The organism is Lactococcus sp. LG606, from assembly GCF_017309645.1.
GTDB lineage: Bacteria > Bacillota > Bacilli > Lactobacillales > Streptococcaceae > Lactococcus > Lactococcus petauri.
Genome location: NZ_CP071301.1, coordinates 1,775,295 through 1,796,838, shown reverse-complemented (window position 1 = coordinate 1,796,838; position 21,544 = coordinate 1,775,295). Strand labels below are relative to the sequence as shown.

Annotated in this window: 18 protein-coding genes; 13 read left to right on the top strand and 5 right to left on the bottom strand. The window is 39.1% G+C overall.

What is annotated here, in order from left to right:
• Positions 1-10: 10 nt before the first annotated feature.
• The gene (locus J0J35_RS08870; protein ID WP_017368676.1) at positions 11-1,279 is read left to right on the top strand and encodes a replication-associated recombination protein A; all 1,269 of its coding nucleotides are present in this window, start codon (positions 11-13) and stop codon (positions 1,277-1,279) included.
• Positions 1,280-1,289: 10 nt separating this feature from the next.
• On the opposite strand, the gene J0J35_RS08865 is transcribed toward J0J35_RS08870, so the two are convergent.
• Positions 1,290-3,083, bottom strand: coding sequence for a heavy metal translocating P-type ATPase (locus J0J35_RS08865; RefSeq protein ID WP_165706294.1), 1,794 nt, complete (start codon positions 3,081-3,083; stop codon positions 1,290-1,292).
• Positions 3,084-3,457: 374 nt separating this feature from the next.
• Between J0J35_RS08865 and rpmF the strand changes: the two genes are divergently transcribed.
• Positions 3,458-3,631 carry a 50S ribosomal protein L32 gene (gene rpmF, locus J0J35_RS08860; protein WP_003135292.1) on the top strand — a complete coding sequence of 58 codons (174 nt, stop codon included), beginning with the start codon at positions 3,458-3,460 and terminating at the stop codon, positions 3,629-3,631.
• A 30-nt stretch (positions 3,632-3,661) separates the two neighbouring features.
• Positions 3,662-3,811 carry a 50S ribosomal protein L33 gene (gene rpmG / locus J0J35_RS08855; protein ID WP_003135293.1) on the top strand — a complete coding sequence of 50 codons (150 nt, stop codon included), beginning with the start codon at positions 3,662-3,664 and terminating at the stop codon, positions 3,809-3,811.
• Positions 3,812-3,951: 140 nt separating this feature from the next.
• On the opposite strand, the gene J0J35_RS08850 is transcribed toward rpmG, so the two are convergent.
• Complete coding sequence (locus J0J35_RS08850) at positions 3,952-5,172, bottom strand: MFS transporter (RefSeq protein ID WP_165719196.1); 1,221 nt, start codon at positions 5,170-5,172, stop codon at positions 3,952-3,954.
• 235 nt (positions 5,173-5,407) lie between these two features.
• Between J0J35_RS08850 and J0J35_RS08845 the strand changes: the two genes are divergently transcribed.
• The 4 genes from J0J35_RS08845 to J0J35_RS08830 all read left to right on the top strand — a co-directional run bounded on the left by J0J35_RS08845 (position 5,408) and on the right by J0J35_RS08830 (position 10,649).
• Positions 5,408-6,301, top strand: a complete 894-nt coding sequence (locus tag J0J35_RS08845; protein WP_206916676.1) for a choloylglycine hydrolase family protein — start codon at positions 5,408-5,410, stop codon at positions 6,299-6,301.
• Positions 6,302-6,528: 227 nt separating this feature from the next.
• Positions 6,529-7,059, top strand: coding sequence for a TetR/AcrR family transcriptional regulator (locus tag J0J35_RS08840; protein WP_003133604.1), 531 nt, complete (start codon positions 6,529-6,531; stop codon positions 7,057-7,059).
• Positions 7,060-7,105: 46 nt separating this feature from the next.
• The gene (locus J0J35_RS08835; protein ID WP_206916675.1) at positions 7,106-9,811 is read left to right on the top strand and encodes a YhgE/Pip domain-containing protein; all 2,706 of its coding nucleotides are present in this window, start codon (positions 7,106-7,108) and stop codon (positions 9,809-9,811) included.
• A 100-nt stretch (positions 9,812-9,911) separates the two neighbouring features.
• The gene (locus tag J0J35_RS08830) at positions 9,912-10,649 is read left to right on the top strand and encodes a MerR family transcriptional regulator (protein ID WP_206916673.1); all 738 of its coding nucleotides are present in this window, start codon (positions 9,912-9,914) and stop codon (positions 10,647-10,649) included.
• A gap of 18 nt (positions 10,650-10,667) precedes the next feature.
• On the opposite strand, the gene J0J35_RS08825 is transcribed toward J0J35_RS08830, so the two are convergent.
• On the bottom strand, positions 10,668-11,153 hold the full coding sequence (locus J0J35_RS08825; RefSeq protein WP_019292105.1) for a YkgJ family cysteine cluster protein: 486 nt from the start codon (positions 11,151-11,153) through the stop codon (positions 10,668-10,670).
• A gap of 282 nt (positions 11,154-11,435) precedes the next feature.
• Between J0J35_RS08825 and J0J35_RS08820 the strand changes: the two genes are divergently transcribed.
• From J0J35_RS08820 to plsX, 3 genes are all read left to right on the top strand, one after another.
• Positions 11,436-13,064 carry an ATP-binding cassette domain-containing protein gene (locus J0J35_RS08820; protein ID WP_014024105.1) on the top strand — a complete coding sequence of 543 codons (1,629 nt, stop codon included), beginning with the start codon at positions 11,436-11,438 and terminating at the stop codon, positions 13,062-13,064.
• A 75-nt stretch (positions 13,065-13,139) separates the two neighbouring features.
• Complete coding sequence (locus J0J35_RS08815; protein WP_019292104.1) at positions 13,140-13,949, top strand: Cof-type HAD-IIB family hydrolase; 810 nt, start codon at positions 13,140-13,142, stop codon at positions 13,947-13,949.
• A gap of 114 nt (positions 13,950-14,063) precedes the next feature.
• Positions 14,064-15,056 (top strand): phosphate acyltransferase PlsX, encoded by a 993-nt coding sequence (gene plsX, locus J0J35_RS08810; protein ID WP_017368655.1) that lies wholly within the window; start codon positions 14,064-14,066, stop codon positions 15,054-15,056.
• A 43-nt stretch (positions 15,057-15,099) separates the two neighbouring features.
• Here the strand turns inward: plsX and mgtA are convergent, their stop codons facing one another.
• Both mgtA and J0J35_RS08800 read right to left on the bottom strand, forming a co-directional pair.
• Positions 15,100-17,691: a magnesium-translocating P-type ATPase gene (gene mgtA / locus J0J35_RS08805; RefSeq protein ID WP_206916671.1), complete on the bottom strand. Its 2,592-nt coding sequence runs from the start codon at positions 17,689-17,691 to the stop codon at positions 15,100-15,102.
• 356 nt (positions 17,692-18,047) lie between these two features.
• Entirely contained in the window at positions 18,048-18,488 is a 441-nt protein-coding gene (locus J0J35_RS08800) for an OsmC family protein (RefSeq protein WP_019292147.1), read from the bottom strand.
• 417 nt (positions 18,489-18,905) lie between these two features.
• On the opposite strand from J0J35_RS08800, the gene trpS reads away from it, so the two are divergent.
• From trpS to J0J35_RS08785, 3 genes are read left to right on the top strand one after another with little or no spacing between them, the layout of a single operon-like run.
• On the top strand, positions 18,906-19,937 hold the full coding sequence (gene trpS, locus J0J35_RS08795; RefSeq protein ID WP_019292148.1) for a tryptophan--tRNA ligase: 1,032 nt from the start codon (positions 18,906-18,908) through the stop codon (positions 19,935-19,937).
• A gap of 17 nt (positions 19,938-19,954) precedes the next feature.
• Positions 19,955-20,593, top strand: a complete 639-nt coding sequence (locus tag J0J35_RS08790; RefSeq protein ID WP_086582815.1) for an HD domain-containing protein — start codon at positions 19,955-19,957, stop codon at positions 20,591-20,593.
• An 11-nt stretch (positions 20,594-20,604) separates the two neighbouring features.
• A complete protein-coding gene (locus J0J35_RS08785) occupies positions 20,605-21,375 on the top strand; it encodes a glycerophosphodiester phosphodiesterase (RefSeq protein ID WP_019292150.1) in 771 nt (256 codons plus the stop codon).
• The last annotated feature ends 169 nt before the right edge of the window (positions 21,376-21,544 follow it).

Sequence of the window (21,544 nt, the reverse complement as noted above, 5' to 3'; positions counted from 1 at the left end):
ACCGCTTTATATGACACATCAAAATTTAGCTCGCCGAATGCGACCGCGTAATATTGACGAGATTATTGGGCAATCTCATCTTGTTGGCCCTAAAAAAATCATTCGCCGGATGGTCGAAACAAAACTTTTGACTTCCATGATTCTTTACGGTCCTCCGGGAATTGGTAAAACTTCCATTGCCTCTGCTATTGCTGGCACGATGAATGCCGCTTTCCGTAGTTTTAATGCGACAACAGACAGCAAGAAAAAACTGCAAGAAATTGCCGCTGAGGCGGAATTTTCTGGACAACTGGTCCTTCTCTTAGATGAGATTCATCGTCTGGATAAACCTAAGCAAGATTTTCTCCTGCCTCTGTTAGAAAATGGTCAAATTATCTTAATTGGCGCTACTACGGAAAACCCTTATTTTAGTGTTGTGCCTGCCATCCGTAGTCGTGTGCAGATTTTTGAGTTAAAGCCTCTAGAAAGTGATGATTTACAGAATGCTGTAAACCTTGCCCTTGAAGATACGGAACGAGGCTTTAACTTCCCTGTTACTCTTGACGATGATGCTCTTTACTTCCTCACGCACTCAACCAACGGTGATTTACGCGCGGTTTACAATGCTTTGGAACTTGCCGTCTTATCTTCCGAAAACCATCATGTAACCCTGGAAGATATGGAAAACTCACTTCAACGTAAAGCACTAAGTTTTGATAAAGATGGCGATGCTCATTATGACCTGCTTAGCGCCTTACAAAAATCAATCCGCGGATCTGATGTAAACGCAAGTTTACACTATGCTGCACGCCTAATTGAAGGTGGAGACCTTCAAAGTCTGGCACGAAGATTGACAGTAATGGCTTATGAAGACATCGGTCTTGCCAATCCAGAAGCCGCTGTTCATACAATGTTAGGTTTACAAGCTGCAGAAAAATTAGGGTTTCCTGAGGCAAGGATACCGCTAGCAAATATCGTTATTGACCTTGCCCTCTCCCCTAAGTCCAATGCCGCTTATATGGCTCTGGATGCGGCAATAGGAGACTTAGGAAAATACGGAAATCTTCCCATTCCTGCGCACTTGCAAGATGGGCACTATGCGGGAGCTAAGGATCTTGGGCGGAGCGAGGGTTATAAGTACCCACATAATTTCCCAGAACATTGGGTGAAGCAGGATTATCTTCCCGATAAACTGCGAAAAGCAGATTACTTCCACCCTGATAAGATGGGCAAATACGAATGGGCCTTAAATGAACGTAAGAAATGGATCGAAAACCAAAAGAAAAATCGTCAAAACTGACGATTTTTTATTACTTATTCTTAAATCCCTTCAAGGCTCTTAAAGCATAAAGAATCGAAACAACATCGATAACCTCTTGGAAAAGAGCACCGATAATTGCCGGAATAAGCCCTGTAGCAGCAATTAACATCAAGATAACACAAATGATAATCCCAATCAAAACCGATTGTTTCGCAATGGTTAATGTATCACGACTAATATGAACTGCTTTTGTTACAGAGGACAAATCATTTTTCAAAAGTACAATATCAGCCGCTTCACTAGCAACAGTGTTGTTCCCAGTCCCAATAGAAATACCAACATCCGCAAGCGTTAAAGCTGGGGCATCATTGACACCGTCACCAACCATAATCGTTGGATGAATAGTTGAAGCTTGGATTTTGGCAAGCTTTTCTTCTGGTAACATACTACTGTAAACCTCGGTAATCCCTACTTGTGCTGCAATTTTATCGGCAACACGAGCATTATCCCCTGTCAGCATCGTAATGCTCTCAAAACCTGCTTGACGTAAATCTTTAATCACAGCGGGAGCATTGGCACGTAAAGTATCTGAGAAGGTTACTGCACCGATATATTGGCCATCACGTGACACATAAAAAGCTGTTTCAAAATCTAACCCCTCTGGTGCGCCCACAAAACTTGCACGCCCGATTTTAATTAATTGACCATTGATTTGCCCTGTCACACCTAATCCTGCAACCTCACTGAGGCTTTCTAAAGCAAGACTTTGGACATTATGTGACTCTGCATAGCTTGAAACAGCCTTGGCCAAGATGTGAGTGGAAGATTTTTCGATGGTGTAAACAATATTGAGTAACTCTTCTTGCGATATTCCTTCTGCTGGAACAATGGCATCTACTTCGATTTTACCATCGGTAATTGTTCCCGTTTTATCAAAGAAAATTGCCTTGGCTGTTGCAAGTTTCTCAATGATGGTTCCATTTTTAATTAAAAAACCATTTTTTGAGGAACGACTCATTCCTGAGACAAAAGCAATGGGCGCAGCCAAAATCAAAGGACATGGACTTGCGACCACCAATACTTCTGCAATACGGACAGGGTCACCAGAGATAAAGTAAGCAACAGCTGCAATGATGTAGGCCATAATCGTAAATGGCACAGCGTAACGATCTGCTAAACGTACAAAATTTGCCGGCGTTGCTTCTGCTTCACGAACAAGAGCAACGATTTTTTGAAATTGGGATTCACTTGCTGCAACACTTGTGCGGATTTCGATACTGGAGCTGCCATTAATTGCACCTGAAAGAATTTCATCCCCTTGTTGTAACTCATTCGGTTTAGTTTCACCCGTGACAGAGGATTCATCCAGAATAGCTGCTTCTGAAAGGAGAACCCCATCGATAGGCACAACTTCCATAGGCTTAATCAAGAGATGTGCCCCTATCTCAACATCATCTAAGTCCATGTCGACGACTTTACCCTCTTGCATGACATGGGCAATATCTGGTGTTTTCTGCAACAGGGCAGACAATTCACGATTGGCACGTCCCGCTGCGTAATCCTCAAGCGTTTCACCTCCAACCAACATTAAAATAATGATTAATGAGGCCCAATATTCTCCTACCAATAGTGTCGCAATGATCGCAGTAATTGCGAGTAAGTCAACACCATAATTTCCTTTACGCAGTGTTTTAACCATCTCAATAAACATTGACAGTGCTAAAATACCACCTGCAATAGTGATGATAAATCGTGCTATCAAAGGTGCATTAAAAGCAAACTGAGCCAAAAGAGACGCAGCTGCTATGAAAAATACTAAAACAAGTTTTTGCCAGTTTTTCATGTTTTCTCCTTATAAAATAAATTTCCTGAAACTTTGCCCTGTTTGACTCAAAATAGTTTTCATCGAACACTGATTTGCTCGGGATAGAAAAATAATCCTTGTCGCACTTTGATTCCGAAGAACTGAGCTTTTATTTTATAAGTTACAACATTCTTAACTATATATTAGCAAAAAACAGGGAATATTCCCAACCAGACAGCTGTCAAAAGTCTTTGTCATTTTATCTATAGAACTTTTTCACCCAATAGCCACCTTAAAAAAACGTCAAGTAAAAATACTTTACAAAGCTTGCTTTTTGAAAAAGATTAGTGTATTATAGTAAAGTACGTTTTTGGGCTTATCCAAAACGAAAAAATCTACGGAGGAATCAAACCATGGCAGTACCTGCACGTCACACTTCTAAATCTAAGAAAAACAAACGTCGTACACACTACAAAATGACAGCTCCAACTGTTACTTTTGACGAAACTACTGGTGACTACCGTCACTCACACCGTGTTTCACTTAAAGGCTACTACAAAGGCCGCCAAGTAAAAGACGCTAAATAAAAACAGTAAAAAAGTCAGAAAGGAACAGTTATGCGCGTAAATATTACACTTGAACACAAAGAATCTGGTGAACGTCTTTACCTTACTCAAAAGAACAAACGTAACAACCCAGACCGTTTGGAATTGAAAAAATACTCTCCAAAACTTCGTAAACACGTTATTTTTAAAGAAGTTAAATAATATTAAACCGCTGTGGCGGTTTTTTGTTTCTCGAGAATACTCCTCCTTGAAACTAAAAAGGTACTATTTACCTAGCTTCACAAACAAAAAAACTTCCCAACATCATGTGGGAAAGCTTTCCTATTTTTTATTATTCAAGATTAAAGCGACCAGTACACCCCTGCACGTAAATTCTTCACCGTCATCATAGCCAAGAAGCTTAAAATATAGAGCACGGAGATGAAGAGCATAACAGTCATGATAGAGTAATGTGCCAAGATAAAGCCAATAACTATTGAAGAAAAACCTCCAATACAGCGTCCTGTATTCATAATCACATTATTTGCTGTCGCACGTACTTCTGGCGGATATAGACGAGAAACTACGGCACCATATCCTGTAAACATACCATTTGAAAAGTAACCAACGACGGCACCAACTAAAGTTAGAGATGCAAGTGTTGTTGGAATGGTCAAGACATAAACAGCCAAGGACGATGCGATAAGGAAGAGACCAAAAGCTACTTTCGGACCAAGTTTATCCAAAATTTGCCCAAAAGTCAGCATACCTAAAGACATACCGATAATGGTCGCAATCATCCATGATGATGAACCAGCAACTGTTAAGTTCAGTTTTTTCTGCATAATTGTTGGGAGCCAGTTCATCAGACCAAAGTAACCAGCGATTTGAACGATCGCCATCCACATCAGAACAAGTGTTTGGTGTGTCAATTGGCGTGTTTTAAATAAGTCGGAAATTTTTCCCTTATTTTCAGTTTTTATGGCTTTGAAAGAATCACTTTCCTTCAGGTGCTTTTGAATAAAGACTGTCAAAACTACTGGCACAAGTCCAAACAAGAACAAGAAACGCCAACCATAAGTGGGTAAGATACTCATTGACAAAATTGCTGCACACATGGCACCAACTTGTCCCGCAACGGCAACAATCGAAGAAGTTCGACCCAGTTTTTTCTTACTGAAATTCTCAGCGAGAATAGTCATTCCGACCCCATATTCACCACCGCCACCAATTCCTGCGATAAAACGTAAGATATAAAGCGAGGTAACACTGTGCGAGAAATAAATCGCGCCCGTTGCGAGACCAAAAATGAGGATCGAAAGGGATAACATTTTTACACGTCCAAATTTATCGGCCAGAATCCCAAAAAGAATTCCGCCCAGCAACATCCCCAAGTTAGTTACTGTAGAAAGTGCTCCCGCTTCGGTCGTTGTTAGACCAAATTCGCCAATAATTGACGATAGTGCGAATGAAAGAAACATGATATCCATGTTTTCTAAACCAAATCCAGCAGAAACCAAGGTTCCTACCTTGACTTGATAGGCGCTCACAGCCTTGGGATGTGCCGATGTGTGTGTTCTCATATTCAATTCCTCCAAATGCCAGATCTCTGCCTGACTTTATTTGCTTTTAGACAGTTTATCACTTTAAAAATTGTGATTCAAGGCTCAGCCAACCTTATACGAAACTAAATCACCAAATGTTCGGCTTTTGCTATAATTTATCTTTATTCTAAGAAAACACGAAGAACTATATTTCCTAGTCCGTCAATAAGACATTTATCCGAAGCTAGGAAAACTTTTTTGCTAGAATAGAAATATGTGTACAAGTATAAAAATGCAAGCTGCTGATGAAAGCATCGTCTTCGCAAGAACAATGGATTGGCATAGCTTTATCCCCGAAGCTCTCGTTCTACCACAAAATTACCAGTGGAAAAGTGTCTATAATAACAGGAATATCTCCAATGTTTATACTATATTAGGAGTAGGACGAAATATTCCGGATTTGCATGCGGATATCTCAGATGGCGTTAATAATTTTGGACTCTCTGTCCAAAAACTTACTTTTTCTAACCACTCAGAATACGCTGAATATGCTCATGAGGACAAATTACAGCTCGCGCCTTTTGAATTTGTCACTTGGGCTTTAGGAAACTGTCGTTCGGTAGCCGATTTGATAAACCAACTTGAAAGTGTCCAACTCATGAGCGACACCTTTTCGCATTATAAATTTGGCCGGAGTGATTTGCACTTCTCCGCTGTCGATCCAACAGGTCGTATGATTAATATTGAACCACGCAATGGCAGTTTTGAGATTATCGAAAATACAATCGGTGTGGTCACAAATGCTCCTAAATTTGAACGTGAAATCCTCAAGTTACAAGATTATATGGATCTAACTACTCAACCCTTAGCACCTAACCGTATTTCAACTGGGGATTTCAGTGGGAAGCCTGTTTTTCCAGGAGGGTTTACCCCAACCTCGCGCTTCATCCGTGCCACAATTCTTAAAGAACGTGCAATTCTGCCTGCTGATGAACAACAGAATATCAGTGAAATTTGGCACATTTTAAATGCTGTCACTGTGCCCAAGTCTGATGGACGTTCAGATACTTATACTGTTTATCGCAGTGCGGTAGATTTGAATAGCCGTACTTTATATTTTCAAACTTATGATTCTCTTTCCATCATAAGTTATCCTTTTCCTGATTAGTTTAAAACCGCCTCATGCGGTTTTTTGCTCTTTTTCTTCTATAGTAATAATATTCTTTAATATGAAATCCCTTTCTTAAAAAAATCAAAATTTTAACGCAAAATTATAGACGCTCCGTCCATTTTGTGCTATAATTGCATATCGTAAACTCAATAAGGGTTGTAATGATAATCTTTGCTAATTATAGACACGTTGTTCTTTTATATTTTAGTAATAGAGGAGGATTTATGGAAAATAGAAAAGAACGTACGAAATCAAAACTTCGCGACGCAATAACACAACTTTTACAGGAAAAATCGTTCGATCATATCACAACAACTGAGCTTGTGAAGGTTGCTAAAATCAGCCGAAGCGGCTTTTATACGCATTACCAAGACAAGTATGATATGATTGACCAATACCAAAAAACCTTGTTTAATACGATCGAGTATGTCTTTGAAAAAAATAATGGCGATCTTCATAAAACCATGTTAGAAACTTATGAGTTCCTTGATAACAACGAGATTTATGCTGCTTTATTTTCAGAAAATGGCAGTAAAGAAATCCATCAGTTCATGCAAGCCCAACTGAAAAATATTTTGGCACGTTCAATCCTGCCACAAAACCCTAAGCGTGAAAAACTGGACAAGTTGGAAAGTATCTACACCACAACTTATTATGCTAATGCCATTTTCGGTTTAACTCAAGCTTGGATTCGTCGTAAACGGAAAGAAACACCAGAACAAATTTCTGAACTGTTGATGGCTCTGATTAGCTGATAACAAAAATTAAAACTGCCTTAGATTTACTAAAAGAGGAGAATATGTGAAACATATAAAAAATACTGGGAAACTATTTATTCTGGATTGGAAGCGTATCTTTAAAAATCCAATAGCAATCTTTTTAGTGATTGCTTTGATGTTTATTCCATCCTTATATGCTTGGTTTAATATTAAAGCCCTTTGGGATCCTTATGCGAATACTTCACAGCTCCCAATAGCGGTTTATAGTGATGACCGAACAGAGAAATTCCAAGACAAATCGATTAATATCGGTGACGAAGTCCTGAAAAATCTTAAAGAAAACAAACAACTCGGTTGGAAGTTTGTTGACTCTAAACAGGAGTTGGATAAGGGTGTCAAATCTGGTAAGTACTATGCAGGTATCTATCTGCCAGCGGATTTCTCTAAAAATTTGCTTAGCTTTACCACAGGGGATATCCAGAAGCCTAAAATCGTTTATTCCATCAATGAAAAAATAAATGCTATTGCCCCCAAAATTACTTCGAAAGGTGCGTCTTCATTACAAAGTCAAATTTCCGAAGAATTTATTAAAACGGTAAGTAGCACACTGCTTAAAACCTTTAATGATATCGGATATGACATTGATAAAAACATGGTCAGCATCCAGAAAATTAAAAACACTATCTTATCTACTAACGATAATTTAGATACAATTGACCAATATACTCAGCAAGTCGTTGATTTACATGGCAAAATGCCTGATTTGAAAGCGAAGCTCGCTAAGGCAAATGAGTTTATTGACTATTTGCCTGAGGTTGATGCACTTGGTCAGAAAGTGGTCCAATTGGACGACAGCATGCCTACTGTGAAAAATCAGCTTGCAATTATTATGACCTTGCAAGAAAAAATCCCCGAAATTCAAAATGCTGGTAAACAGATCGCAATGATTGACAATGACTTTGCCTCTGTTGAGCAAACCATGAATGAGGGTATCCAAGAAGCCAAACAAGGCTTGACTATTATTCAACAAGTCCAAACTGCCTTGCCAGATATTCGTAAACTTGGCAATCAAGCCAATGAGCTGGCTTCTACTACTTTGGACGGTGCAACGCAACTTCAAAATGCTTTGCCAAGTATTACAAGTAGTGTAGAAGTGACTTTAAAAGCTTTGCAAAATGTGGCTGACAGTACTTCTTCTATTGTTACTACTATAAGACAAGCTATTGAGGATGGGCAACTCACTGATGATGAAAAGGCCAAAATTGATAGTCTAGTCAAAGCTTATCAAGCAAGCGTTCCCCAACAACAAGAGGCAATCAGAAATCTCATTGATTTTCTACAAAAAGCCCAAGAGAGTACTGGTAATAATGAATTTGATGCCGCTATTAAAAACTTGAACGATTTAAGTGCGCTATTAGGAGACATCAGTACTAGATTAGGTAAGGTTAATGAATTTGTTCAAGCTGGAGATATTTCTTCTATTGAGGCCTACTTAGATCAAATTGATGACCTAGCAAAAAACATTTCTGGTCTTGTTAGCCAAATAGATGTTCAAGATATAACCGCAAAAGTGCAAAACGTCCTCACCCAACTTATCGATACCATCAAAAATGCCCAAGGTCTCCTAACAAAAGCCCAAGCTATTGATTTTGAATCCTTGCTCAGCTCAACAAGTAAGACGGTTTCTAATGCGATTACCTTGCTTGAAAAGTATCAAAAAGAAATGCCTGCGATTAAGCAAGAAGTTCACGATGCCAACATTATGCTTAACGGCAATATGAACACTATTGTCAACGCAATTAATAAAGGTGCTTCACTTTATCAAAATGAATTGCCAGTTGTGGAGCAAAAACTTGATAAAGCCGCTGATTTTGTCAAAAATGATTACCCGGGTATTCGTAAAGATTTGACAGAAACTTTGGGTACAGTCAACCAAAAAATGCCTGATCTTGAAAAAGCCTTGAACCAAGCAAATGACCTTATCGTCAATGACTGGCCAGGAATCAAAACAGGAATTCGTAAAGCAGCTGATGCTATTCGTAAAGGTGAAAAAGAAGTTGATTTAGGCGAAATTGTAAAACTACTAAAACTTGATGCGACGAAAGAAAGTGACTTCCTGACACAACCTGTTGAGGTCCAAGAAAATGCAGTCTATCCAATCGCAAATAACGGTTCAGCCAGCACACCGTTCTATACTGCTCTTTGTTTGTGGGTTGGCGCTGTCCTCTTCTCTAGTGTCGCTGTCACCGGCTTCCACTTAGAAGGCAAAGATAAACTGCTTTACTCTAAACGTGAACAATTCTCAGCACGTATGCTTACTTTCATCGTGATGGGACTAGGACAAGCGCTTATCGTTACCCTTGGGAACTATTTTGGCCTTGGTGTAGACGTACGTAATCCTGTTTATAGTGTCTTATTTGCCTTACTGATTGCTATAACCTTTATGATCATGGTTTATGTTCTAGTAGCTTTGTTTGGAAATATCGGGAAAGGGATTGCCATTATTATCTTGGTCCTCTCTATTTCCGGTGGGGGCGGGAACTACCCTATTCAAGTCTCTGGTAAATTCTTCCAAGCGATTAACCCTTACTTGCCGTTTACCCATGCGGTCAACCTCTTACGAGAATCTGCTGGTGGTATTTATTGGCCAAACGCTTGGCTTGCCATCATCATCCTCGTAGCCGTTTCTATTGTCTTTTTAGTCGCTGGGCTTATATTCTTCCCACATCTCGAAAAAACCTCTAAAAAGATCTCAGAAATGACCCAACGGAGCCATCTCTTCCACTAATCAAAATAAAAAACTCATATTTTTATGAGTTTTTTTATTTTTTCCTTGACCTTGACCTAAGGTCAAGATATATAATATTAGTATCAATGAAAGGAGCGTTATGCAAAATATTAAAGCTATCACGAAAATGACAGGTTTAACCTCCAAAACTTTGCGCCATTGGGAGTCTGTTGGACTTCTGGCCCCAGCGAGAGACCAAAACGATTATCGTTTATATTCTGAACAAGATATTGCCCAAATTTTTTATATCATGAGCTTAAGAAAGTTGGACTTACCGCTTGATCAAATCAAAAATATCCTCTCACAAGATCAAGATGAAAAGAAAACTTTAAGCCAACATTTGATGCGCTTAAATGATCAACTCAAGCACCTTGAAAAATTGATTGAGCATCTGTCACACAAATTAGAAAAAGGAGATTACCACATGAATGAACAAGAATTTGAACTTCTCAAGAGTACGCAACTGAAAGAAAACGAAGATAAATATAGCGCTGAAATCCGTCTAAAATGGGGCAGTGAGCGCGTCGATAAGTCATATCAAAAATATGCCCAAGCCGATCAAGCCAAAATCAAACATTGGCAAAAATCCCACGAAAAAATGATTCACATGTTGGAAGAAGCTTATGAAAACAATGATGATAATCTCGCCAAACAAGCTATTACCCTCCATAAAGAAATCCTGGAACTCTTTTGGCCCGAAGAAACTATCGCTCCGGAAGCACATATTGGCTTAGGGCAAATGTATGTTGAGGATCCTCGCTTCCGTAGCAATTACAACCAAAAACACGCACAACTTCCAGAGTATTTCTTAGAAGCAATAAAAAATTACTACAAATAAAAAAGCCCAAAGGCTTTTTTATTCTATTTTTTTCCGCAGTTTTTCTACAAAAAGATAAGCCGCTGGACAGGTCACTGTGTTTTTCAAGGTCAGATTATTGATTTGATAAATCTTTTTTCGATCTGTATGGGGAAATTCACGGCAGGCCTTAGGACGAACCTCGTAAATACTGCAAAGATTATCACTTCCAAGAAAGGGGCAAGGCATCGTTTGAAAAACCTTATCACCATCCTCATCTATGCGTAAATATTGGGCTTCAAAATCGGCCGCCTTCATGCGCAGATACTTCGAAATACGGGTAATGTCAGCTTCTGTAAAAAGTGGACCTAAGCTCTTACAGCAGTTAGCACAAGCCGTACAATCGATTTCAGCAAAAACTTCATCATGTGTTTCTTTTACAATGTAATCTAGGTTTTTGGGTGCTTTCTTTTTTAAGTTGCCCAAAAATTTCTTATGCTCCTTCTTTTTTTGCAGAGCCAAATCTTTATAATGTTCTATATCCATTTCTTCATCATTATATCATAATCAAAAAAACAAAAAATGCCTGAGTTCACTCAGACATTTTCTGCATTTAGGAGTAGGTTTTATGAAAAATTTTATTGGAATAAAGATATTATAATGGACACGACTTAAGCTAGGCTAAAGCCACACTGAAATAAAACTAAAAGTGCACTTTATCCCAAATTATGCTGTTTCAAAAAGACTTAAAATATGATAGAATAGGGCGATAACCTTTATAAAAGTTAACTTTTATAAATCAATATACTCTAGGAGAAAAATATATCCATGCTTACAGTTTCTGATGTTTCATTACAATTTTCTGACCGCAAGCTTTTTGATGACGTTAACATCAAGTTTACGGCAGGAAACTGCTATGGTTTAATCGGTGCCAATGGTGCCGGTAAATCAACTTTTTTAAAAATCTTGGATGGTGAAATCCAACCCACAACTGGTCACGTTTCAATGGGACCAAACGAGCGTATGTCTGTCCTCCGTCAAAATCACTATGACTATGAAGATCAAACACCGCTTGATGTTGTTATGATGGGTAATGAAAAGCTCTATGCCATCGCACAAGAAAAAAATGCCATCTACATGAAAGAAGACTTTTCGGATGAAGATGGAATGCGTGCTGCTGAACTCGAAGCGGAGTTTGGTGAAATGGGCGGTTACGAAGCCGAAGCCGAAGCAGCTCAACTGCTTCAAAGCTTAGGCATTAAGACTGAGCAACATTATGATCTCATGGCAAATCTGACTTCTGGCGAACACGTTAAGGTCCTTCTGGCACGCGCTCTTTTCGGTAAACCCGACGTCCTTCTCTTGGACGAACCAACTAATGGTTTGGATATTCAAGCGATCAACTGGCTTGAAGACTTCCTTATCAACTTTGAAAACACCGTTATCGTTGTATCCCATGACCGTCACTTCCTCAATAACGTTTGTACTTATATGGCTGACCTGGATTACGGCAAAATCAAACTTTATCCTGGTAACTACGATTTTTGGAAAGAATCTTCTGAGCTTGCCCTTCGTCTGCAAGGAGATGCAAATCGTAAGGCTGAAGAAAAAATTAAAGAGCTGCAAGATTTCATCGCCCGCTTCTCGGCCAATGCTTCTAAATCAAAACAAGCCACATCACGTAAGAAAATGTTGGATAAAATCGAAGTGGAAAGCTTTGTACCTTCTTCTCGTAAATATCCTTTCATCGGTTTTGATCAAGAACGCGAAATCGGGAATGACTTACTCCGTGTAGATAATTTGTCCGTCGAAATCGATGGGGAAAAAGTCATTGACAACATCAGCTTTATCTTAGCTCCTGGTGACAAAACTGCCTTTATCGGTCAAAATGATATCCAAACAACTGCTTTGATTCGTGCCTTGATGGGCGATATCGAATACACAGGTGAAATTAAATGGGGTGTTACTTCATCACGTTCTTATCTTCCAAAAGATAACAGCCGTGACTTTGCGACAGACGAATCTATCTTGGATTGGCTCCGCCAATTTGTCTTAACTAAAGAAGAGGATGACAATACTTACCTCCGTGGTTTCTTGGGACGTATGCTCTTCAAAGGCGAGGAGTCTCTCAAGTCTGTTTCTGTCCTTTCAGGGGGAGAAAAAGTTCGTGTTATGCTTTCTAAAATGATGTTGCAACGTGCAAATGTTTTAGTTCTTGATGATCCAACTAATCACTTGGACTTGGAGTCAATTTCTGCACTTAATGACGGACTGAAAAAATTCAAAGGCAGCATTATCTTTGCTTCACATGACCATGAATTTATCAATACGTTAGCAAATCATATCGTTGTTATTTCTAAGAACGGTGTCATTGATCGTATTGGAGAAACTTATGATGACTTCTTGGCTAATGACGAAGTCCAAGCTAAAGTGAAAGAACTTTGGTCTGAAGATTAAGATCAACTTTAAAAGAATAAATTGTTGCTCCGCCAAGACTATCTTGAAGCGGAGTATTTTTAATAAGGAGACAAGATGAGTAATCAATTGAAAATATTTGCGACAGATATGGATGGCACTTTTCTCGACGAAAACCGTGCCTACGATAAAAGTCGTCTACGTGATATTTTGAAAGAATTTAAAAAAAGAAATTATCTTTTTTGTGCAGCAAGCGGACGTCAACTCTTGGCTTTAGAAGAACTTTTTGACGAGTTCCAAGACCAAGTCGCTTTCTGTGCGGAAAATGGCGCCTTGGTTAAATACCAAGGCGAGATTCTCTACAGCAGTATCTTAGGTCAAGATAAGGCCAGCAAACTCGTTGAACTTGTACGTCAAAATCCACACATGCATCGTGATGTTGTTCTCTTTTCAGGACTCAACGGTGCTTATGCACTTCAAACAGCCGATCCACAATTTGTCGAATTTGCCAATCTCTATTATTCTGATTTAAAATTGGTACAATCTGTCCATGATATTGAAGATGAAATCTTAAAAGTCTGTGTGGAGTTTCCACCAGAACAAATCCGCGAATGTGAAGACTGGATAAATGCACAAATGACCGATATTCGTGCAACAACGACCGGCTTCCGCTCTATTGACATCATGTCAGCTGGAATCAGCAAGGCTACAGGCCTCTCACACTTGCTCACACACCTCCAATCAAGTCCAGAGTCACTTACAGCTTTTGGAGATCAAAGCAATGACTTAGAAATGCTGGAATTAGCAGGTACCGCTGTAGCCGTTGAGAATGCTATTCCGGAGGTTTTGAAAATTTCCGATAAGGTTATCGGTCACAATCGCGACGCAGCTGTCTTAACTGAGCTCGAAGCCATTTTGGCACATTAATCAAGAGTATGAGCCTTGCCTCATACTCTTTTGACTGTTTTCAGCCTCAATCATATTGGCTAAAACAAAAGATTTTCGTTATAATTGAACAGAGAAATTATCGGAGGATACACTATGAGAATCGCAATTGATGCTATGGGTGGCGACTTTGCACCCGAGTCAATCGTTAAAGGAATTAATTTAGCAAAAAAAGAATTTCCAAATATTGAGTTTCAGCTCTACGGAGAACCTGAAGCAATTAAAGCACATTTAGAGGATGAAAAAAACGTAAAAATCATCGCAACAACTGAGCTTATCGACTTCCACGATGAGCCAGTAAAAGCTATCCGCAAGAAAAAAGATAGCTCTCTCGTCCGTGCGGTTAAAGCAGTCAAAGATGGTGAAGCTGATGCTGTTCTTTCTGCAGGAAACACTGGAGCTCTGCTTGCTGCTGGCTTATTTATTGTCGGTCGCATCAAACAGATCGACCGGCCAGCTCTTATGAGTACACTTCCTACTGCAGATGGTACAGGTTTCGATATGTTAGATTTAGGTGCTAACGCTGAAAATAAACCTGAACATCTGGCTGACTTTGCTATTTTAGGAAGCTACTATGCGGCCAATGTACGTGGTGTTAAAAATCCTCGTGTAGCACTTCTCTCCAACGGCTCTGAAGAATCAAAAGGTTCAACGATGATTAAAGAAACGCATGCTTTACTCTCAAATATTGAAGATATTAATTTTATTGGTAATATTGAATCGCGTGACATCTTGACTGGAGCAGCTGATGTCGTTGTCGCTGATGGTTTCACGGGAAACGCTGTGCTTAAAGCTATCGAAGGTACTGCAAGTGTTCTGATGCGTCAAATCAAAAACGGTATCATGAATGGAGGCTTCACCACTAAAATCGGTGGTGCTCTTGTGAAAAAAGAACTCAGCAAACTCAAAGACACGATGAGTACCGATAGCGCGGGCGGTGCAGCTTTAGTAGGTGTCAAAGCTCCTGTTATCAAGGCTCACGGTAATTCTAGTCCTGAGGCCATTGTTTCAACGATTCGTCAAATCCATCGGATGCTAGAAACGGATGTTACTGGCCAACTAGTGAAGCATTTCGAAGACAAAAACTAATAAAAAAAGCTTTACCATAATGGTAAAGCTTTTTTTATTAGTTTTATTTCTTGTAGTACACATTTTTGACAAACTGTAACAATAAGAGATAAGCAAGGATAATTAGACCCCAGTAGAAGAAGAATTGAACAGGCAAGTGTGCTAAGTCAATAATTGATCCATATGAACTTAAAATCAATGTAAAGCCAACGACAAATGCGCCAATTGTGGAAAGAATGACTGGCAATGAAGGACGACTTTGCAAGAAGGGGACTTTTTTGGTACGCAAGATATGGAAAGCCAAAGCTTGTGTACCTAAGCTGACTGCAAACCAACCTGCTTGGAAAAGGTTAGCATGGGCAACTGTATTGAAGCCAAAGACATACCACAATACAAGGAAAGTGATGATGTCAAAGATAGAAGACACGGGTCCAACAATAAATGCAAAACGGGCAAGACCTTTAGTTTGCCATTTCACTGGACGTGCAATGTCTTCTTCGTCAACATTATCCCAAGGGATTGAAAGTTGACTCATGTCATAAATCAGATTCAAAGTTAAAATTTGTAAACTGAGCATTGGCAAGAAAGGTAAAAAGGCGCTAGCCACCAAAACTGAAAAGACATTCCCAAAGTTTGAGGATAAAGTGATACGAATATACTTCATCATGTTTGTAAAGACTTTACGTCCTTCAGTGACACCAGTTTCCAAAACCTGTAAACTTTTCTCGAGCAGAATGATATTTGAGGCGTCTTTAGTAATATCAGCTGCAGTGTCAACTGAAATCCCGATATCTGCCGCACGTAAACTTGGGGCGTCATTTATTCCGTCTCCCATAAAACCAACCGTGTGAACCTTACGAATAAGTTCAATAATTCGTGCCTTTTGCATTGGATTTAATTTTGCAAAAAGGTGTACTTCCATAGCTGTATTGAACAGTTCTTCATCATCCATAAGATCAATTTCACTTCCGATACAATAACGATCAACCGGAATTCCAACATCTTCACAAACTTTTTGCGCTACAATGGCATTATCACCTGTCAACACTTTTACAGTTACACCGTGATTTTGTAAACTATTGATTGCTTTAGCAGCAGATTCTTTAGCCGGATCTAGGAAACCGATAAATCCGACAAGTGTCATATCACGCTCGCTATCAGAGTCAAAGTCTTCTAGTTCATCATCTGAAATGATTCGTTCAGCAATAGTTAAGACACGCATGCCTTGCATATTCATTTCACGGTTGACTTCTTTCATCTCTGCTAAACGTTCTTCCGTAATTTCAACACGTTTCCCGTCTTCCATTACATGTGTACAGATGGCTTGCATCTCCTCAACGGCACCTTTTGTGACCATCAAGTTTTTATTATCGGTTTTTACAACGACAGATAAAAGACGACGTGAGAAATCAAAAGGAATCTCATCTACTTTTGTAATATTTTCATCAGGCAATTCACGGCCCAATTTTTTGAAATAGTCAATGACAGCAACGTCCATCAGATTTTTCCAACCGGTTTGGAAGTTAGAATTGATAAAAGCGGAATTTAATACTTCATCTGCCTTATTGCCACGAGAATTTACATATTCAACCATAACGACACGGTCTTCTGTAATTGTGCCTGTCTTGTCTGTACAAAGTATATCCATCGAACCTAGATTCTGGATAGCAGATAGATTTTTTACAATGACTTTTTCTTTACTGAGAGCCACTGCACCTTTAGCCAAGTTCGCATTGACAATCATGGGCAGCATTTCAGGTGTAAGACCGACAGCTACGGCGATGGCAAAGAAGAATGATGTTTCGAAATCGCCTTTTGTTACCCAGTTCAAAACTAAAACAACTGGGAACATAATCGCAACTAAAGTCAATAGAAGGCGACTTACACGGCTCAATCCTTTATCAAAAGCGGATTCAACCTTTGTTGCTGTAGCTTTACTGGCAATATCACCGAACATGGTAGAAGCACCAGTTTTAACGATTAAAATCTCACCATTTCCTGATAAGACATCTGTTCCCATAAAGAGAACATTTGGAGCATCAAGTGCTGACGTAACTTCCCAATCAATTTGCTCATCTTCATCTAAATCCTCCGGCAAACGCTTCTCGACTGGGAAAGATTCACCGGTTAAAGAGGCTTGATTGATAAAGAGATCTCGGTGTGAGAGCAGAATAGCATCTGCTGGAATCATATCTCCCGTTTGAAGTTGAATAATATCTCCTGGAACAACTTCGTCCATTGGGATTTCAAAATTTTCCGCTCCACGTTTAACATTTGTGGTATTTTCAATCATCTCATGTAAAGCGATTGAAGCTTTTTGTGACTTGTATTCCTGTACAAAACTAACACCAGCAGATACGGTAACCATGAGCAACATGTAAAGTGCGCCCTCCATATCTCCTGTCAATGCGGAAACAACCGCCAAAAAAGCAAGAACAAAAACAAATGGATTTTTAAAAGCATGGAGCAGAATAATATACCATGGAACGGGTTGCTGACTTGCAACCACATTCGGTCCGTATTCGTCTAAGCGTTCCTCAGCCTGTTCAGCGTTCAAACCCGTAAAACTCGTGTTTAAACGTTCAAAAAGCTCGTCACGATTCAACTGTGCCAACTCTTTAAGCACATCGTTTTTGTTTGTTTTCATTTTTTGCATACTTGCACCTCCCTCGTTTCTAGGGCGTAAACCTTTAAAAAGTTTACTTTTCTTTTATTATGGTGTGGTTTGCGAAATTCCTCTCTTTATTCTACTACAAATTATAGGATAGTCCTATGAAGTTACTTAATCGAAATTATAAAGTAATTTATTATACATACATGAACACACTTCACTTCTTAGTGTTATATTTGTAACCAAAACCAGATGAACCACATGTAAACTTAGTTGACACATTCTTGACAACTCCTCTTGTCTTGCTCGAAAGCTTATACACATGTTTACAACTTTATTCTTGTACAAAAAAACATGTGGAAAGATATGGAGGCACCTTTCCACATGTTAATAACTGTAGTTTAAATTACTAATTCCGCATCAAGTTCAATAGGAACTGATGCTAAAGCTTTAGAAACCGGACATGTTGCTTCGATTTCTTTTGCTAACTTTTGGAATTCATCATCAGAAATTCCAGCAATTTTAGATTGGTTTTTCAGATGGATTTTTGTAATCGCAGGACCATCGGCTGTTACCGCAAAAGTAACATCTGCTTGGGTATAGATATTATTGACCTTGTAACCTTTTTCGCTTAAAAGCAATGAGAATGCCATGCTGAAACAAGCAGCATGTGCTGCACCCAAAAGTTCCTCAGGGGTTGTTATTGATGCCGAATGCTCAGCGCGCGCTTCAAAATTATAAGGTGTATCAGTAAATACTTGTGAAGAATCTAGACTGATGGTACCTGAACCATTTTCTAAATCTCCTTGCCATTGTGCTGATGCTGTGGATACATTTGCCATATTTTTCTCCTTTTTATGTTATAAATAGTTAGTTTGCCTATATTCTCAGTATAGGATTTTATTATAGCCTTTTCAAGAGATTGGGCTCAGACTTATTTGACATTATTTGAAAATAAATGTAGAATTTGTACTATCAGAAGAGTAGCTTTTCAAAGAATTCTTTAGGAAGTTGACGGTTGTGCAAGTCAATGTTTTCAGAAAAGTGAATGGACTGATAATAACAAAAATGATTTTAAGCAATATAAATCACGGCTGCTCCCGTTAACAAAGCACTCGTTCCTAGGACGAGCTAGAGGAAATTCTTTAGGAATTTCGAATTACGGTGGTACCGCGTGCTAACGCCCGTAAAGTATTTTTACAATGCTTTACGGGTTTTTTTGTTATAAAAATTTGTACATCAAGAAGGAGAGAACTATCATGAATAAACCTACAATCTTAACTGGCGATCGCCCTACGGGCAAACTCCATATCGGACATTATGTTGGCTCACTTAAAAATCGTGTGCTTCTACAAAACACAGGAAAATACAACATGTTTGTTTTCCTTGCCGACCAACAAGCACTCACCGATCATGCTAAAGAACCAGAAAAAATTATCCAATCTGTTGGAGACGTGGCTTTAGATTATTTGGCTGCTGGCCTCGATCCAGAAAAATCAACCATTTTTATCCAGTCCCAAATTCCTGAACTGGCAGAACTTTCAATGTATTATATGAATTTAGTCTCTCTAGCACGACTTGAACGTAATCCTACAGTTAAAACAGAAATTGCTCAAAAAGCCTTTGGTGAATCTATTCCTGCTGGCTTCTTAGTTTATCCTATCGCTCAAGCCGCAGATATTACAGCCTTTAAAGCCAATCTGGTTCCTGTAGGAAATGACCAGAAACCAATGATTGAACAATGTCGCGAAATTGCCCGTTCTTTCAATAATGCATATAACTGTGACGTTTTAGTTGAACCTGAAGGACTTTATCCAGAAAATGAAGCGGCAGGACGTCTTCCTGGGCTTGATGGGAATGCAAAAATGTCTAAATCACTTGGTAACGGCATCTATCTGGCTGATGATATGGATACGCTCAAAAAGAAAGTGATGAGCATGTACACAGATCCCGACCACATCAAGGTTGAGGATCCAGGTAAAATTGAGGGCAATATGGTCTTCCATTATCTTGATGTTTTTGGACGTGAGGAAGATGCTACTACTATTGCTGAGATGAAAGAGCATTATCAAGCTGGGGGCTTAGGAGATGTAAAAACTAAACGCTATCTATTGGATATTCTCGACCGTGAACTCTCTCCAATTCGTGAACGCCGCATCGAATTCGCTAAAGACATGGGCGCTGTTTATGATATGCTTCAAGCGGGCTCTGAAAAAGCACGCGCTGTTGCTGCAAATACCTTATCTGAAGTAAAATCAGCGATGGGTATTAACTACTTTGATGCTAAATAAAAAGAAGGCAAGAACTTATGACAACTCAAGAAAAAATTGCCGCATTTGCCAAGAAAATCCATGAGAATAACAATGATGGACATGGCTTTGATCACGTCAGTCGCGTTGTCAAGCTCGCAAAGCAAATTCTTGCTACTGAGCCCCTTGCAGATTCGGATTTAGTTATTGCTACGGCCTACCTGCACGACATCTATGATGAAAAGCTCTGTGCCAATGTTACCAAACAAAAACAGGACCTTGCAGCCTTCTTAACTTCCTTAGATTTTTCCAAAGAGAATCAGGATAAAATCTTTTACATCATTGACAATATGAGTTACTCTACTAACCTTTTGGAGAAAAAAGAACTTGACATCAATGGTCAAATCGTCCAAGATGCCGACCGTCTTGATGCGATGGGCGCTTGGGGCATTGTGCGGACTTTAGAGTATGGCTGGGCCAAAGGTCGCATCTTTTACGACCCACAAATATTACCCGAAAAGTTTGAGAATAAGCATACTTACCACCAAAACCAAGGCACAACACTCAATCATTTTTACGAAAAGCTCTTTTTACTCAAAGATTTATTGAACACAGCACATGCTAAAAAATTAGCTGAGAAAAGAGATAAAATTATGCATGATTTTGTCACGGCTATCGAAGATGAATACAATATTTAGAAGGAAAAGATATGGACTTAGAGAAAAATGATTCTTATATGAAAAATCAGAATACTTGTCTTATTTTTGCTCACCGTGGCTCAAAATGTAACCGACCTGAGAATACGTTAGCCGCCTTCCAAGAAGCTCTTCGTGTCAAATCAGACGGTATTGAACTCGATGTCCATCTGTCTAAGGATAATCAATTAGTCGTCATTCATGACGAAAAAGTCAATCGGACAACCTCTGGAAAAGGACGTGTCCGTGACTTAAGACTGGCAGAACTTAAACAATTAGATGCTGGCTCTTGGTTTGATAGCCGTTTCAGGGGAGAACGTATTCCTACATTACAGGAAGTTATAAATCTGCTGACAAAAGAGAACTTTACAGGCTTCTTAAACATTGAGTTTAAGACCGACATTATTGACTACCCAGATATCGAAGAAAAAGTATTGGAGTTGGTTGCTCAACAAACTCTTCCATTTACAATCATCTATTCTTCTTTTAATGTCAATACACTTCAGCGGCTTCAGGATCTCGGTGTAAAAGATGAAATAGCCTACCTTGCAGGTAAAAAATTACAGAAGGTAAGCCTAAATAAAGTAGAGAACTTTATGTCCAGTCTTCATTTGAAAAAAAAGTATGTTTTAAAGTACCCCGAACTTCTAGCTTCTGATCATCGGCCAATCCGGCTCTGGGGGATTGATTCGGAAACGGACATGCGCTATGCCTTTCAGCATAATATAGCAGGAATTTTTACAGATTTTCCTGAAAAAGCACGACACATCAGGCAAGATTTATAAAAATTATTGAACTCATAAAAAACATGCCAATGCATGTTTTTTTTACATTCATAACTTCACAAATTTTTCAAAGAAATAGCATAATATTCAATTATGATAGCGGAGTCATTTTTCTTTACATTCTATTTCACAAGGGATATAATGAAACTATATGTGTTCAATGTCAAAG

Excerpts from the sequence above, each read along its gene's own strand:
- J0J35_RS08825 (WP_019292105.1), bottom strand. The coding sequence starts at position 11,153 with ATGGATATAGAACATTATAAAGATTTGGCTCTGCAAAAAAAGAAGGAG.
- J0J35_RS08790 (WP_086582815.1), top strand. The coding sequence starts at position 19,955 with ATGACAACTCAAGAAAAAATTGCCGCATTTGCCAAGAAAATCCATGAG.
- J0J35_RS08785 (WP_019292150.1), top strand. The coding sequence starts at position 20,605 with ATGGACTTAGAGAAAAATGATTCTTATATGAAAAATCAGAATACTTGT.
- J0J35_RS08845 (WP_206916676.1), top strand. The coding sequence starts at position 5,408 with ATGTGTACAAGTATAAAAATGCAAGCTGCTGATGAAAGCATCGTCTTC.
- plsX (WP_017368655.1), top strand. The coding sequence starts at position 14,064 with ATGAGAATCGCAATTGATGCTATGGGTGGCGACTTTGCACCCGAGTCA.
- J0J35_RS08840 (WP_003133604.1), top strand. The coding sequence starts at position 6,529 with ATGGAAAATAGAAAAGAACGTACGAAATCAAAACTTCGCGACGCAATA.
- rpmG (WP_003135293.1), top strand. The coding sequence starts at position 3,662 with ATGCGCGTAAATATTACACTTGAACACAAAGAATCTGGTGAACGTCTT.
- mgtA (WP_206916671.1), bottom strand. The coding sequence starts at position 17,691 with ATGCAAAAAATGAAAACAAACAAAAACGATGTGCTTAAAGAGTTGGCA.
- J0J35_RS08850 (WP_165719196.1), bottom strand. The coding sequence starts at position 5,172 with ATGAGAACACACACATCGGCACATCCCAAGGCTGTGAGCGCCTATCAA.
- J0J35_RS08865 (WP_165706294.1), bottom strand. The coding sequence starts at position 3,083 with ATGAAAAACTGGCAAAAACTTGTTTTAGTATTTTTCATAGCAGCTGCG.
- J0J35_RS08830 (WP_206916673.1), top strand. The coding sequence starts at position 9,912 with ATGCAAAATATTAAAGCTATCACGAAAATGACAGGTTTAACCTCCAAA.
- rpmF (WP_003135292.1), top strand. The coding sequence starts at position 3,458 with ATGGCAGTACCTGCACGTCACACTTCTAAATCTAAGAAAAACAAACGT.
- J0J35_RS08800 (WP_019292147.1), bottom strand. The coding sequence starts at position 18,488 with ATGGCAAATGTATCCACAGCATCAGCACAATGGCAAGGAGATTTAGAA.
- J0J35_RS08815 (WP_019292104.1), top strand. The coding sequence starts at position 13,140 with ATGAGTAATCAATTGAAAATATTTGCGACAGATATGGATGGCACTTTT.
- J0J35_RS08820 (WP_014024105.1), top strand. The coding sequence starts at position 11,436 with ATGCTTACAGTTTCTGATGTTTCATTACAATTTTCTGACCGCAAGCTT.
- trpS (WP_019292148.1), top strand. The coding sequence starts at position 18,906 with ATGAATAAACCTACAATCTTAACTGGCGATCGCCCTACGGGCAAACTC.
- J0J35_RS08870 (WP_017368676.1), top strand. The coding sequence starts at position 11 with ATGACACATCAAAATTTAGCTCGCCGAATGCGACCGCGTAATATTGAC.